Annotated in this window: 14 protein-coding genes and 1 pseudogene; 10 read left to right on the top strand and 5 right to left on the bottom strand. The window is 65.2% G+C overall.

What is annotated here, in order from left to right; genetic code table 11:
- Together livG and AC1RUR_RS15270 are read right to left on the bottom strand one after the other, a co-directional pair.
- Positions 1 to 114 (bottom strand): annotated as a pseudogene (gene livG, locus AC1RUR_RS15275) (high-affinity branched-chain amino acid ABC transporter ATP-binding protein LivG); the annotation flags it as partial.
- A 66-nt stretch (positions 115 to 180) separates the two neighbouring features.
- Entirely contained in the window at positions 181 to 1,047 is an 867-nt protein-coding gene (locus AC1RUR_RS15270) for an IclR family transcriptional regulator (RefSeq protein ID WP_492845294.1), read from the bottom strand.
- Between the two features lie 129 nt (positions 1,048 to 1,176).
- Between AC1RUR_RS15270 and AC1RUR_RS15265 the strand changes: the two genes are divergently transcribed.
- The 5 genes from AC1RUR_RS15265 to pimD all read left to right on the top strand — a co-directional run bounded on the left by AC1RUR_RS15265 (position 1,177) and on the right by pimD (position 8,865).
- Positions 1,177 to 3,273, top strand: a complete 2,097-nt coding sequence (locus tag AC1RUR_RS15265) for a 3-hydroxyacyl-CoA dehydrogenase NAD-binding domain-containing protein (RefSeq protein ID WP_492845276.1) — start codon at positions 1,177 to 1,179, stop codon at positions 3,271 to 3,273.
- Positions 3,274 to 3,373: 100 nt separating this feature from the next.
- Complete coding sequence (pimA, locus tag AC1RUR_RS15260) at positions 3,374 to 5,056, top strand: dicarboxylate--CoA ligase PimA (RefSeq protein ID WP_492845274.1); 1,683 nt, start codon at positions 3,374 to 3,376, stop codon at positions 5,054 to 5,056.
- A complete protein-coding gene (locus AC1RUR_RS15255; RefSeq protein ID WP_492845272.1) occupies positions 5,053 to 6,240 on the top strand; it encodes an acetyl-CoA C-acyltransferase in 1,188 nt (395 codons plus the stop codon). The genes pimA and AC1RUR_RS15255 overlap by 4 nt, the downstream gene beginning before the upstream one ends.
- A 160-nt stretch (positions 6,241 to 6,400) precedes the next feature.
- On the top strand, positions 6,401 to 7,591 hold the full coding sequence (gene pimC, locus AC1RUR_RS15250) for a pimeloyl-CoA dehydrogenase large subunit (RefSeq protein WP_492845270.1): 1,191 nt from the start codon (positions 6,401 to 6,403) through the stop codon (positions 7,589 to 7,591).
- 131 nt (positions 7,592 to 7,722) lie between these two features.
- Positions 7,723 to 8,865 carry a pimeloyl-CoA dehydrogenase small subunit gene (gene pimD / locus AC1RUR_RS15245; protein WP_492845268.1) on the top strand — a complete coding sequence of 381 codons (1,143 nt, stop codon included), beginning with the start codon at positions 7,723 to 7,725 and terminating at the stop codon, positions 8,863 to 8,865.
- 209 nt (positions 8,866 to 9,074) lie between these two features.
- Here the strand turns inward: pimD and AC1RUR_RS15240 are convergent, their stop codons facing one another.
- Positions 9,075 to 9,623 carry a TetR/AcrR family transcriptional regulator gene (locus AC1RUR_RS15240; protein ID WP_492845266.1) on the bottom strand — a complete coding sequence of 183 codons (549 nt, stop codon included), beginning with the start codon at positions 9,621 to 9,623 and terminating at the stop codon, positions 9,075 to 9,077.
- Between the two features lie 125 nt (positions 9,624 to 9,748).
- Between AC1RUR_RS15240 and AC1RUR_RS15235 the strand changes: the two genes are divergently transcribed.
- The 5 genes from AC1RUR_RS15235 to AC1RUR_RS15215 all read left to right on the top strand — a co-directional run bounded on the left by AC1RUR_RS15235 (position 9,749) and on the right by AC1RUR_RS15215 (position 12,554).
- A complete protein-coding gene (locus AC1RUR_RS15235) occupies positions 9,749 to 10,177 on the top strand; it encodes an acyl-CoA thioesterase (RefSeq protein WP_492845292.1) in 429 nt (142 codons plus the stop codon).
- 3 nt (positions 10,178 to 10,180) lie between these two features.
- On the top strand, positions 10,181 to 10,657 hold the full coding sequence (locus tag AC1RUR_RS15230; RefSeq protein WP_492845264.1) for a PaaI family thioesterase: 477 nt from the start codon (positions 10,181 to 10,183) through the stop codon (positions 10,655 to 10,657).
- A 44-nt stretch (positions 10,658 to 10,701) separates the two neighbouring features.
- Complete coding sequence (locus tag AC1RUR_RS15225) at positions 10,702 to 11,085, top strand: CidA/LrgA family protein (RefSeq protein ID WP_492845262.1); 384 nt, start codon at positions 10,702 to 10,704, stop codon at positions 11,083 to 11,085.
- On the top strand, positions 11,082 to 11,804 hold the full coding sequence (locus tag AC1RUR_RS15220) for an LrgB family protein (protein WP_492845260.1): 723 nt from the start codon (positions 11,082 to 11,084) through the stop codon (positions 11,802 to 11,804). Before AC1RUR_RS15225 ends, AC1RUR_RS15220 begins: the two co-directional genes overlap by 4 nt.
- Before the next feature lie 87 nt (positions 11,805 to 11,891).
- A complete protein-coding gene (locus tag AC1RUR_RS15215) occupies positions 11,892 to 12,554 on the top strand; it encodes a DsbA family protein (protein WP_492845258.1) in 663 nt (220 codons plus the stop codon).
- Between the two features lie 83 nt (positions 12,555 to 12,637).
- On the opposite strand, the gene AC1RUR_RS15210 is transcribed toward AC1RUR_RS15215, so the two are convergent.
- Complete coding sequence (locus AC1RUR_RS15210; RefSeq protein ID WP_008142940.1) at positions 12,638 to 12,844, bottom strand: hypothetical protein; 207 nt, start codon at positions 12,842 to 12,844, stop codon at positions 12,638 to 12,640.
- An 82-nt stretch (positions 12,845 to 12,926) separates the two neighbouring features.
- Positions 12,927 to 13,997: a carboxylesterase family protein gene (locus AC1RUR_RS15205; RefSeq protein ID WP_492845256.1), complete on the bottom strand. Its 1,071-nt coding sequence runs from the start codon at positions 13,995 to 13,997 to the stop codon at positions 12,927 to 12,929.
- Positions 13,998 to 14,009: the final 12 nt, after the last annotated feature.

Raw genomic sequence — 14,009 nt, 5'->3', positions numbered from 1 at the left:
CTTGTGCATGTCGAAGGACACGCCGTTGAGCGCGATGATGCCGCCGAACACGACGCTGACGTCGCGAACCGCGAGCAGGGGCGATGTCCCCTGCGCGAGCTGTGCCTGCGTCATCTCGTCTCGCCCGCGAATTTCAGTGGGCGACGGGGCGATGCGAACCGCTCCCGGTGATGACAAAGGCTATCTGAACCCCTCGGCCACACGCGCAACTTTTCCTCCTGATTTCAGCTTTTTGCTGACGTCTTTTTTGGAATGCGGCATCAGACCCCCGAGTGCCGCTTCGATGTTCCTTACCATCGCAAGCAGACGCGGTCCAATGTCGTTGATCAAACGCTCTTCCGTGAAGCGGAATGCAGGCGCGCCGCAATTGAATGCGTAAGGCCCGGTTCCGTCGTTGAGCTTGAGTGCGACGCCGGCGGCGCCGATGTCGTCGTGCCAGTCGCCGACGGAAATTGCAAAGCCGTATTTCGCGACGGTTTCGCCGGAACGTTCCAGTCCGTCGCGCATCTTGGGCCAGCGGCTGCCGTAATGTTCGCGCAGGATGCGGGACACTTCAGCGCGACTGTCCTCGTCGAGTGCCCAGAAATAGGCGCGGCCCATCGCGCTGGTTGCAATCGGCACGCGGGAGCCGACGTCAAGTTGAACGCCGACCGTCTCGCTGCCACGGCTTTGCCCGAAATAGATCATGCTGTGGCGGTCGCGCCCGCCGATCGCGACCGCGCCGCCGGTCGCGCGCATCACTTCCTCGCGAAACGGCTCGGACAAATGCCGAACGCCGAGATTGGACAGCGCCGCGTAGCCGAGCGCCATTGCGGCGGGCGCGAGCTGATATTTCTCGAAACGGGGAACCGGCGTCAGATAACCGAGCTTCGTCAACGTGTAGGTCAGGCGCGAAACGGTCGGCTTGGGCAGATTGGTGCGGGCCGCGATTTCCTGGTTGCCGAGAAGGCCATCGTTGGGCTGGAATGCGCGCAATACATCAAGTCCGCGGGAAAGCGCGACGACGAAATTCCGATCGGTCGCAGTCTTCTTTCCTGTACGCTTCATCCCTGATCTGCTTCTTGCGCGGAGTCGTTGACAACGTCCGTGCTTCAAAATAACCCTGCCGTCAAGATGCGGAATTAAATTCCGCACCGCGAAATCGACAAAAGCATAGCCCCACCAAGGAGGGACACCGTGAGCGAAGTGGTCAAGCTTGAGCGTCATGACGAAATCGGGATCGTCACGGTCAACAGCCCTCCGGTCAATGCGCTGAGTGCCGCGGTCCGCGGCGGTATCTTGGAGTGCATCAAGGCGGCGGTCGCCGATCCCGCGATCAAGGGCATCGTGCTGACCTGCGCCGGCCGCACCTTCATCGCCGGCGCCGACATCACCGAATTCGGCAAGCCGCCGAAGCCGCCCGCCCTCAACGACGTGCTGTCCGAGATCGAGAATTCACCGAAGCCGGTGGTTGCCGCAATTCACGGCACCGCGCTCGGCGGCGGCCTCGAGGTCGCGCTCGCCTGTCATTTCCGCGTGGCGGTCAAAGAGGCCAAGCTCGGCCTGCCCGAGGTGAAGCTCGGCCTGCTGCCGGGCGCCGGCGGCACCCAGCGCCTGCCGCGCGCGGTCGGCCCCGAGCTTGCCGTCAAGATGATCGTCGGCGGCGATCCGATCGGCGCGGCCGAAGCGCTCAAGAACGGCCTGATCGAGGAGATCGTCGAGGGCCCGGCCTCCGGCGGCGAGGCCTTCGTGCGCAAATTGCTCGCCGAGAAGCGTCCGCTGCGCCGCCTGCGCGACGACGATTCCAAGATCGCGGCCGCCAGGGCCGACCGCTCGATCTTCACCAATGCGGTCGCCGCCATGACCAAGAAGGCGCGCGGGCTGGAAGCGCCGTTCGCGGCCGCCGACGCCGTCGGCTACGCCATCGATTTTCCGTTCGACGAGGGCCTGAAGAAGGAGCGCGAGGGCTTCCTCAAGCTCGTCGCCAGCGACCAGTCCAAGGCGCAGCGCTATGCGTTCTTCGCCGAGCGTGAGGCCGCCAAGATCGCGGGCGTGCCCGAAGGCACCAAGTCGCGCCCCGTTAACCGTGTCGCCATTCTCGGCGCCGGCACCATGGGCGGCGGCATCGCGATGTCGTTTGCCAATGCCGGCGTGCCCGTCACCCTGATCGAGACCGGCGAGGAACAGCTCAAGCGCGGCATGGGCATCATGCAGAAGAACTGGGAAGCGACCGCCGCGCGCGGCGGCATTCCCGCTGATGCGCCGGCCAAGCGCATGGCGCTGATCAACGGCGTTGTCGGCATCGAGAATGTCGGTGATGCTGACCTGGTGATCGAAGCCGTGTTCGAGACCATGGCGGTCAAGAAGGAAGTGTTCGGCAAGCTCGACCAATACGTCAAGCCGGGCGCCGTGCTCGCCTCCAACACCTCGTACCTGAACATCGACGAGATCGCGAAGTCGACCAAGCGTCCGCAGGACGTGCTCGGCATGCATTTCTTCTCGCCGGCCAATGTCATGAAGCTGTGCGAGATCGTGCGCGCCGACAAGACCGCGCCGGATGCGCTGGTGACGGCCGTCACGATCGCGCGCAAAATTGCAAAAGTGCCGGCCGTGGTCGGCGTCTGCGACGGCTTTGTCGGCAACCGCATGCTCGCCCAGCGCGGCAAGCAGTCGGAGAAGCTGCTGTTCGAAGGCGCGCTGCCGCAGCAGGTCGACGCTGTCGTCACCAAGTTCGGCATGCCGATGGGCCCGTTCGCGATGGGAGACCTCGCCGGCCTCGACATCGGCTGGCGTTCGCGCAAGGACCGCGGCATCAAGTCGGAGATCGCGGACGCGCTGTGTGAAGCCGGCCGTTTCGGCCAGAAGACCGGCAAGGGCTACTACAAGTACGAAGCGGGCTCGCGCTCGGCGCTGCCCGATCCCGAGGTCGAGAAGCTGATCGACGAGACGCTGCTGCGTCTTGGCCGCAAGAAGCGCATCGTCAGCGACGAGGAGATACTCGAGCGCATGATGTATCCGATGATCAACGAGGGCGCGAAGATCCTCGAAGAGGGCATCGCGGCGCGTCCCTCCGACATCGACGTGGTCTGGCTCTACGGCTATGGCTGGCCGATCTATCGCGGCGGCCCGATGTTCTGGGCCGACACGGTCGGCCTCAAGCACATCGCCGATCGCCTGGCCTTCTACGCCAAGGAGACCAACGACCCCAGCCTCGAGCCCGCACCGCTGCTGAAGAAGCTCGCGGCCGAAGGCAAGACGTTTGCCTCGCTCGCGGCGGTGTCGAAAGCGGCGTGATGGCCGCTTCGTCTCAACCTTCGTCATTCCAGGCTCGTGACTTCGTCGCGCCCCGGAATGACGAGTTGTGTTAGTCGCTCGCTCAAGCAATCAAGAAAAGATGACCCATCCCGGCGAACAGTTTTATCCCGAGGGCGTGCGATGGGACGACACCATCGTCCAGGGCTCGCTGCCTGACCTCTTGTCGAACGCCGCCGCGAATTACGGCCCGCGCACCGCGCTCGAATTCCGCGATCGCCCGATCACCTATGCCGAGCTCGCAGCTCAGGCCGAGCGCGCGGCCGCGGCATTCCTCCGCGCCGGCTGCGGCAAGAACACCTCGATCGCGCTGTTCCTCGGCAACACGCCCGATCACCCGGTCAATTTCTTCGGCGCGCTGAAGGCAGGCGCCCGCGTTGCGCATCTCTCTCCGCTCGACGGCGAGATCGCGCTGACCCACAAGGTCTCCGACTCGGGCTCGCGCCTGCTGGTCACCTCGAACCTTCAGGCGCTGCTGCCAACCGCGCTGAAGTTCCTGGAAAAAGGCCTGATCGACCGCCTCGTCGTCTGCGAGGACGACAATTGGGGCAAGGTCGGCACGCCGCAGGCGGCGATTCCCGACGATCCCCGCATCGTCACCTTCAAGAGCTTCGTCGAAGGCGCCACCACGCCGGCAGAATGGCCGAAAGTGACGGCCGATGACGTCGCGCTACTGCAATATACCGGCGGCACCACCGGCCTGCCCAAGGGCGCGATGCTCACGCACGGCAATCTCACCTCGGCGGTGTCGATCTACGACATCTGGGGCAAGCCGGCCCGCGCCGCGCGCGGCGACGTCGTCGAGCGCGTTATCTGCGTGCTGCCGCTGTTCCACATCTATGCGCTCACCGTCGTGCTGCTGTCCTCGCTCAGCCGCGGCAATCTGATCTCGCTGCACCAGCGTTTCGACGTCGAAACCGTGATGCGCGACATCGAGGTCAAGCGCGCGACCTATTTTCCGGGCGTGCCGACGATGTGGATCGCGATCGCCGCGCTCCCCGATCTCGACAAGCGCGACTTCTCCTCGCTCAACGCCATCGGCTCCGGCGGCGCGCCGCTGCCGGTGGAGATCGCGAGCTTCTTCGAGCGCAAGGTCGGCAAGAAGCTGAAGAGCGGCTGGGGCATGACCGAGACCTGCTCGCCCGGCACCGGCCATCCGCCTGTTGGCCCCGACAAGCCGGGCTCGATCGGCCTGATGCTGCCCGGCATTGAGCTCGACGTCGTCGCGCTCGACGATCCCAAGCGCGTGCTGCCGCCGGGCGAGGTCGGCGAGATCCGTATCAAGGGCCCGAACGTCACCAGGGGCTACTGGAACAAGCCGGAGGGATCCGCGGAGGCCTTCGTCGACGGCCGCTTCCTCACTGGCGACATCGGCTATGTCGACGCGGACGGCTATTTCTTCCTGGTCGACCGCAAGAAGGACATGATCATCTCCGGCGGCTTCAACGTCTATCCGCAGATGATCGAGCAGGCGATCTACACCGTGCCAGGCGTGCACGAGGTGATCGTGCTCGGCATTCCCGACCAGTATCGCGGCGAGGCCGCAAAAGCCTTCATCAAGCTCAAGGCCGGCGCAAAGCCGTTCTCGCTCGACGAGCTGCGCGCGCAGCTCGCCGGCAAGATCGGCAAGCACGAGCTGCCGGCCGAGGTCGCCTTCGTCGACGATTTGCCGCGCACGCCGGTCGGAAAACTGTCACGCCACGAATTGCGCCAGCAGCAGAAACCGTCACAATCCACCAAAACCGCATCAGGAGGTCGTTCTTGACCGACGCCGTCATCGTTTCCACCGCCCGCACGCCGATCGGCAAGGCCTATCGCGGCATGCTCAACGCCACCGAGGGCGCGACCTTGCTCGGCCACGCCATCGGCGAAGCCGTCGCCCGCGCCAAGGTCGACCCGAAGGAGGTCGAGGACGTCGTGATGGGCGCAGCGCTCCAGCAGGGCGCGACGGGCGGCAACATCGCGCGCAAGGCGCTGCTCCGCGCCGGCCTTCCCGTCACCGTCGCCGGGACCACGATCGACCGGCAGTGCGCGTCGGGCTTGCAGGCGATCGCGCTCGCCGCGCGCTCGGTGATCTTCGACGGCGTCGAGATCGCGGTCGGAGGCGGCGGCGAGTCGATCAGCCTCGTGCAGAACGACAAGATGAACGGATTTCACGCCCAGGATCCCGCGCTGCTCAAGATCAAGGGCGAGGTCTACATGCCCATGATCGACACCGCCGAAATCGTCGCCAAGCGCTACGGCATCTCCCGCGAGAAGCAGGACGAATATTCGCTGGAGAGCCAGCGCCGCACCGCGGCGGCCCAGCAGGGCGGCAAGTTCAAGGACGAGCTCGCGCCGATCACCACGCAGATGGCGGTCACCGACAAGGCGACCGGTGCCGTGTCGATGAAGGAAGTCACGCTGTCGCAGGACGAAGGTCCGCGCCCCGAGACCACCGCCGAAGGTCTCGCCGGCCTCAAGCCCGTGCGCGGCGAAGGTTTCTCCATCACGGCCGGCAATGCCAGCCAGCTCTCCGACGGCGCCAGCGCCTCGGTGATCATGAGCGACAAGGAAGCGTCCAAGCGCGGCCTGCAGCCGCTCGGCATCTTCCGCGGCTTCGTCTCCGCCGGTTGCGAGCCGGACGAGATGGGCATCGGCCCGGTCTTCGCGGTACCGCGCCTGCTCAAGCGCCACGGCCTCACCGTCGACGACATCGGCCTGTGGGAGCTGAACGAAGCTTTCGCGGTGCAGGTGCTGTATTGCCGCGACAAGCTCGGCATCGACCCCGACAAGATCAACGTCGACGGCGGTGCGATCGCGGTCGGCCATCCCTACGGCATGTCCGGCGCGCGCCTGACCGGCCATGCTTTGATCGAAGGTCGCCGCCGCAAGGCCAAGTATGCGGTCGTCACCATGTGCGTCGGCGGCGGCATGGGCGCGGCGGGACTGTTCGAGGTGTTGCAGTAACCAATGTCGTCCCGGCCTAGTGCGCAATTGCGCACGGGAGCCGGGACCCATACTCCGCAGCAGGAGTTTGGGGCACAGGCGGCAATTGCCTTCGCAAAACGAAGGCCGGTGGTAATGGGTCCTGGCTTTCGCCAGGACGACGAGGAAACAGGAGGATCCGATGGATCTCGCATTCACGAAAGAAGAGCAGGCGTTTCGCGAGGAAGTGCGGTCATTCTTCCGCGACAACGTGCCGCCGGATACGCGGCGCAAGCTGGTCGAGGGCCGTCACCTCTCGAAGGACGAGATGGTGAATTGGTGGCGCATTCTCAACAAGAAAGGCTGGGGCGTCAGCCACTGGCCGAAGCAGTATGGCGGCACCGGGTGGACCTCCGTGCAGCACTACATCTTCAACGAGGAGCTGCAGTCTTATCCGGCGCCGCAGCCGCTCGCCTTCGGCGTCAGCATGGTCGGCCCCGTCATCTACACCTTCGGCAACGAGGAGCAGAAGAAGAAGTACTTGCCGCGCATTGCCAACGTCGACGATTGGTGGTGCCAGGGCTTTTCCGAGCCCGGCTCCGGCTCCGACCTCGCCTCGCTCAAGACCAAGGCCGAGCGCAAGGGCGACAAATGGATCATCAACGGCCAGAAGACCTGGACGACGCTCGCCCAGCACGCCGACATGATCTTCTGCCTCTGCCGCACCGACGCGACCGCCAAGAAGCAGATGGGCATCTCCTTCATCGTGTTCTCGATGAAGTCGAAGGGCGTCACGGTGCGCCCGATCCAGACCATCGACGGCGGCGTCGAGGTCAACGAGGTGTTCTTCGACGACGTCGAGGTGCCCTACGAGAACCTGATCGGCGAGGAGAACAAAGGCTGGGATTACGCAAAATTCCTGCTCGGCAACGAGCGCACCGGCATTGCGCGGGTCGGCGTCTCCAAGGAGCGGCTGCGCCGCATCCGCGATCTCGCCGGCAAGGTGGAATCCGCAGGCAAGCCGATCATCCAGGATGCCGCCTTCCGCGAGAAGCTGGCGGCCTGCGAGATCGAGCTGAAGGCGCTCGAGCTCACGCAGCTCCGCGTCGTCGCCGACGAAGGCAAGCACGGCAAGGGCAAGCCCAATCCGGCTTCCTCCGTGCTGAAGATCAAGGGCTCCGAGATCCAGCAGACCACCACCGAGCTCCTGATGGAAGTGATCGGCCCGTTCGCCGCGCCCTACGACGTGCACGGCGACGACGGCTCGAACGAAGCCATGGACTGGACCGCCCAGATCGCGCCGAGCTACTTCAACAACCGCAAGGTCTCGATCTACGGCGGCTCCAACGAGATCCAGCGCAACATCATCGCCAAGGCGGTGCTGGGGCTTTGATCGCACACCGTCACCACACACTCGCCGTCATGGCCGGGCTTGACCCGGCCATCCACGCCTAGCGGCGCGAAGAACGTGGATGCCCGGCGCAGGGCCGGGCATGACGACATCGATACCGGGAGAGCAAAGAAATGGATTTTGACCTGAACGAGGAGCAGCGGCTTCTCAAAGACAGCATCGACGGCCTGCTGACCGATTCCTACGATTTCGAGAGCCGCAAGAAGTACATGAAGGAGAAGGGCGGCTGGAGCCAGGCGGTCTGGGGCAAGCTCGCCGAGCAGGGCCTGCTCGGTCTGCCCTTCGCGGAGGCCGATGGCGGCTTCGGCGGCGGCGGCGTCGAGACCATGATCGTGATGGAAGCGCTCGGCAAGGCGCTGGTGCTCGAGCCGTATCTCGCAACCGTCGTGATCGGCGGCGGATTCCTGCGCCATGCCGGCTCCGATGCGCAGAAGGCCGCGCACGTGCCTGCCATCATCGACGGCAGCAAGACGCTGGCGTTTGCCCAGCTCGAGAAGAACTCGCGCTACGATCTGTTCGACGTCTCGACGACCGCGAAGAAGAAGGGCGACGGCTGGATCATCGACGGCGAAAAGTTCGTCGTGCTCAACGGCGAGAACGCGGAAACGCTTGTAGTCACCGCGCGCACCAAGGGCGACCGTCGCGACAAGACCGGCATCGGCGTGTTCCTGGTACCGGCGAATGCCAAGGGCGTGACGAAGAAGTCGTACCCGACCCAGGACGGCCTGCACGCCGCGGACATCACCTTGACCGGCGTCGAAGTCGGCGGCGACGCCGCACTCGGCAATCCCGAGGACTCGCTCGCACTGATCGAACGCGTCGTCGACGAGGCCCGCGTTGCGCTCTGCGCCGAGGCGGTCGGCCTGATGGACGAGTCGCTGAAGACCACCGTCGAGTACATCAAAACGCGAAAACAGTTCGGCGTCGCGATCGGCACGTTCCAGTCGCTCCAGCACCGCGCCTCCGACATGTTCGTCGCGGCCGAGCAGGCCCGTTCGATGTCGATGTTCGCGACCATGGCGAACGACTTCGAGAACGCCAAGGAGCGCTCCAACGCGATCGCCGCGGCCAAGGTGCAGATCGGCAAGTCGCTGAAATTCGTCGGTCAGCAGTCGATCCAACTCCACGGCGGCATCGGCATGACCATGGAGGCGAAGATCGGCCACTACTTCAAGCGCCTGACCATGATCGAAAACACCTTCGGCGACACCGACTATCACCAGCGCCGCGTCGCGGATGCCGGCGGGTTGATCTAGCGCATGATGGGATTGGATTCGGTTGGCTGTCCGCGGATCACCTCTCCCCCACGGGAGAGCTGATCCGAGCTCTGGGCACGCGCATCGATTCAATCAAATTCATCGCGCTTTGGCCGTCACGTCGTGCGTCGACGCATTGGAAGATCCAAACCGAAAGCCCCGGAGATATCTCCGGGGCTTTCGTCGATTCGATCCGATCTCCTAGGTGTTTAGTCCAGGAGCTTCTCGGCCGATTTCGCCACGAGCTGCGATCGCTTGCGCGGACCGCGCTCGACGAACAGCAGGCTCTGGCCGAAGATGAAGCAGTAGAACAGGAAGGCCTGCGCCTCGGCCTCCTCGGCCTCGAGGCCGGTCGCGCGATAGAGTTCGGCGACGTGCTTGAGCCGCGCCGCATCGACGCTCGCCACCGCCGCCGCGGCGGTCTCGTCCGAACGGGCCCATTGCCGGATCGCGAGCTCGATCGCCATGCCCTCCGGATTGAGCCGTTCGGAATAGAGCTGGATCACCGCCCTCAGCCGTTCGCGGGGTGCCTGCCCGTCGAGGCTGGTCTGCTGCGCGATCGCTGCTGCACGCCCCGCGCGCCAGCGTTCCAGCATGGCCTCGAGCAGCGCGGCGCGGTCGGCGAAGCGGCGGTAGAAGCCGCCCTTGGTCACGCCGAGGTTCTTGGCGAGCACCTCGACCCTGACACCCTCGACCCCCGAATGGGCGAGCTCGGTCAATCCCGCCTCGACCCAGACGTCGCCCTTGCCGTCGCTCATGAAGGAAAGCCCACCCGATTCTTGATACGGTGCCGTATTGCTAACGCGGGAAGACCTTGATACGCTACCGTATCAACAATCGAAGGGCGGAAAAGCGCAAGGAAAAGCGCAAGGGAGAAATTGCGATGGAGCAGGAGGCGACCTATCGCGGCACGGTCTATCCGTGGCAGTGCGATCACGTCGGCCACATGAACATCATGTGGTACGTCGGCAAATTCGACGAGGCCAACTGGAATCTGTTCGCCCGGATCGGGCTGACGCCGAGCTATTTGCGCAACTCGGGTCGCGGCATGGCCGCCGTGCAGCAGAACATCACCTACAAACGCGAGCTGCTGGCCGGCGACATCGTCGAGATCCGCAGTCACCTGCTCGAGGTTCGCGACAAGTCGATCCGCTTCCGGCATGACATGACGAACGCCGAGACCGGCGAGATCGCCGCGACGTGTGACATCACGGGCGTGCATATGGACCGTCAGCTTCGCAAGTCCGCGCCGTTCACCGATGTCATCCGCGCCGCCGCTTCGAGGCATCTTGCCGAGCCGGCCGAGGCTTGAGCCATGGCCGCGTTCGAGCCGAAAAACCCGGGCTATCGCGCCGCGGCCATTGCCATGTTCGACGGCCAGCCGGCGATGCGCACGCTCGGCATCGTGATCGTCCGCCTTGCGCCGGGCGAGGTCGAGCTGGCAATGCTGCATTCGCCCGCCTTCACGCAGCAGAACGGCTTCGTTCATGCCGGCATCATCACGGCGGGGCTCGACAACGCCTGCGGCGTTGCCGCCTTCACCCTGATGCCGTGTGAAGCCGACATCCTCACCGTCGAGTTCAAGACCACGCTGATCGCGCCTGCCCGCGGCGAGCGATTCGTCTTCAAGGCCGAAGTCGTCAAACCGGGCCGGACGCTGACCTTTTGCGAGGCCAGGGCCTTCGCCGAGCATGAGGGCAAGACCACGCTGATCGCCACCATGACCGGCACCCTGATGGCGATGCTGCCCCGCGTCGCGGCTTCGCCCGAGGTGCGAGCGCCCCGTGCATAGCGGCGATTGACAAGCCTGCCGGCGCATCTCTTGATGCGGCGGTCATGCTCGCAAGCCTCGGCCTCATCCTGCTCTGCCAGTTGATCGGCGAAGCCATCGTGCGCGGTCTCGGCCTGCCATTGCCCGGTCCCGTGCTCGGCCTGCTATTGCTGGTGATCCTGCTGCTCGCCCGCGACCGCTTTGCGCTGCTCGCGCGCGGGCCGTTGCGCAACGACGGTGTGGAGACCGCCGGCAAGGGACTGCTGGCGCACCTGTCGCTGCTGTTCGTGCCGGCCGGAGTCGGCGTCGTCCAGAAGCTCGATCTGCTCGCATCCCACGGCGTCGCCATCATCCTCGTGCTGGCGCTCTCGGTGGTCGTCACCCTGCTTGCGACGGTGCTCACCTTCCGCCTCGTCAGCCGCCTGTTGAAGCAACAGGACGCGCGATGAAGGACAATCCGTTCTCGCTCTGGGTCTATCTCTCGCAGTCCCCGCTGCTGTGGCTGACCGTGACCCTGCTGGTCTATGCGAGCACGGATGCGGTGTCGCTGGCGAGCCGGCGCCATCCGCTCGCCAATCCCGTGCTGCATGCGATGTGGATCATCGGCGCGTTCCTGCTCGTAACCGGCACCTCCTACACCACCTATTTCGCCGGTGCGCAGTTCGTGCACTTCCTGCTGGGGCCCGCCACTGTCGCGCTCGCGGTGCCGCTCTACGAGAACCGCAAGCGCGTGGTGTCGTCCATCGTGCCGATGCTGGTGGCGCTCGTTGCCGGTTCGGTCACGGCGGTGGTGTCGGTCGTGCTGCTGGCCGAGCTCGCCGGGCTGCCGCGCGACGTCGTGCTATCGTTGGCGCCGAAATCGGTCACGGCCGGCGTTGCCATGGGCATCGCCGAATCCCTGCATGCGGATCCTTCTCTGGCGGCGGTCGCGGTCATCCTCACCGGCATCATGGGCGCGATCATCGTCACGCCGCTGATGAACCGCACCGGCGTCACGGATTTCCGCGCGCGCGGATTTGCCGCCGGTCTTGCCGCGCACGGCATCGGCACTGCGCGCGCGTTCCAGGTCGACGAGATCGCCGGCGTCTTTTCCGGCATCGCCATGAGCCTGAACGCTTTGGTGACCTCGTTCCTGGTCCCGCTGGCGGTCACGCTGCTGGTGCGATGACATCGGCGCCGCGACACTCTATATGACTTGTAACAATTCCCGGTTCCGGACCGTATGTCTGGCGATGGGACCGAAACGGGACGAGATATGACTGGATTCAGGAATAAGGGCCTCTTGGTACCGACGCGGCGTGCGGCGCTGACGCTGATCGGGGCGGGCGCGCTCGCAGCGGGCGGCATTGCCCCGGCGCGGGCAGCCGCCGACGATGACGAGGTGCTGACCGAAACCAAGGTGCTGCGCGATCCCGACACGCCTGTCGCCGGCAATCCCGACGGCAATATCACCATCGTCGAATGGTCCGACTATAACTGCCCCTATTGCCGCAAGCTCGAGCCCGAGCTGCGCCAGGTCGTCCAGGACGATGGCAAGGTGAGGCTGGTGATGAAGGACTGGCCGATCCTCGGGCCGGTGTCGGTCACGGCGGCGCGGATCGCGCTCGCGGCGAAATTCCAGGACAAGTATCATCCGGCTCATGACGCCATGATGGGCGTCAGCTCGCGCCTGACCGAGTCGCGCATCAACGAGCTGCTCGCGGGCGCAGGCGTCGACATGGACCGGTTGAAGCGCGATCTCACCGACCACGCCAAGGACATCGACGCCATCCTCAAGCGCAACAACGAGCAGGCCGAAGCCTTCGGATTCCGCGGCACTCCGTCCTTCATCGTCGGCAAGTACCGCGTGCCCGGCGTGCTCAGCATGACCGAGTTCGAGCAGGTGATCGCCGACGCGCGCAAGGCCAAGATGAACTAAGGGCGCTCGCCGTAATTGACACGGCCAACACAAAAGGCGCCGCCGCGGGCCGCGACGGCGCCTTGCTCATGATATCCGCGACGTTATTTCGAAGAAATCCGAACCCAGTCCTTGTGTGCGCGATCGCGCAGCGCGTCCCAGTCGGCCTTGGCGACATCCCAGTTCACGATGGTGCGATTGCTGGTCGCGACCTCGCCATTGGCGACGGATGAGGTCTGCATGGAGTCATAAACATAGACGCCGCCCGCAAGCAGCAGCGCGCCCAAGATCATTCCAAAAAAAGTCCTCATAACGAACCTCCGGTGTCGCGCCGATAACGTCGGCATGGCGCGATGGTTCCGCGGCCATGCGGCGCTTGTAAGGAGAGGTCGTTCATCTTCCGTTCAGCCACGCCAGCAGCTCCGCATTGATCTCGCGCGGATAGGTGTGGCTGAGGTCGTCGATCTCGCGATAGATGACGTCGGCGCCGGCGGCGGAGAGCGCCGCTTGCGTCTGCCGCGCGGTCTGCACCGGAAACATCCAGTCGAGCTTGCCGTGGGTGATGAAGATCGGCAAGCGCTGCAGGCGCGCAGCATCCGCCATCTCCGCCATCAGCGGGTGGAACGTCGCTGCCACCGGCGCGAGATGCGTAAAAGGCGAGGCGCCATCGAGTCCGCTGACGTAGCTGAAGGTGCCGCCATCGCTCATGCCGGTCAGCAGCATGCGCGAGCCGTCGATGGTCCAGCGGCTGCGCACGGTCTCGAGGATGCGCATGAGGTTGGGCGTATCCGCGTCGTCGCCCATCAGCGCCCAGGTCGGGCCCGTCGCCGTCGGAGCGATCAGGATCGCGCCGAGACTGCGAGCATCGCGCAGCCAGCTCCACAGGAAGCCGCGACCGTTGCCGCTGCCGCCATGCAACGCCATCACCAGCGGCATGGCGCGATCGGGCCTGTAGTATTCGGGGACATAGACCGAGAAGCCGCCGCGGCTGCCGGGTTCGTTGTGATCGTGGAAGATGCCGGTATGCTCGCCGCCGCCGGCCTCGAGCCGTGCCAGCAGGTTCTCGTCATCGCGCCCTGCGGCATTGAGGAAGAAGCTGCTCACCGGCGGGAATTGTACCGCCAGCGGATAGAGCGCCTCCAGTGCGCGCGGCCCATGGCGCAGCGCGCGGAAGACGGCGACGAGGTCGCCGTTGCCGCGCTCGACCTCGCGAATGCCGGCAAAAGCGGCCAGCGCCTCGTTGCAGGCGCTGTCGAGCCGGTTGCGCAAGCCGGCGAATTGTTCGGGCCATGCGCCGATCGCGGCGCACGCTGCTTGTAGTGCGTCATCCGGCGCGCCGATCGTGTTCATCACGGAGGCGAAGGCCGGTGGATGCAGGTTGCGGGCGAAGAAGCCGAGCGCTTCCAGCGCGTTCAGCAGCGGCGGCAGCACGGTCACGATGTCGTCAACGACGGCCTCGGTCATCGTCGCTTCCTT

The organism is Bradyrhizobium sp. GW821-FHT12B03 (genome assembly GCF_058807535.1).
This window is presented reverse-complemented; position numbering and strand designations above follow the sequence as displayed.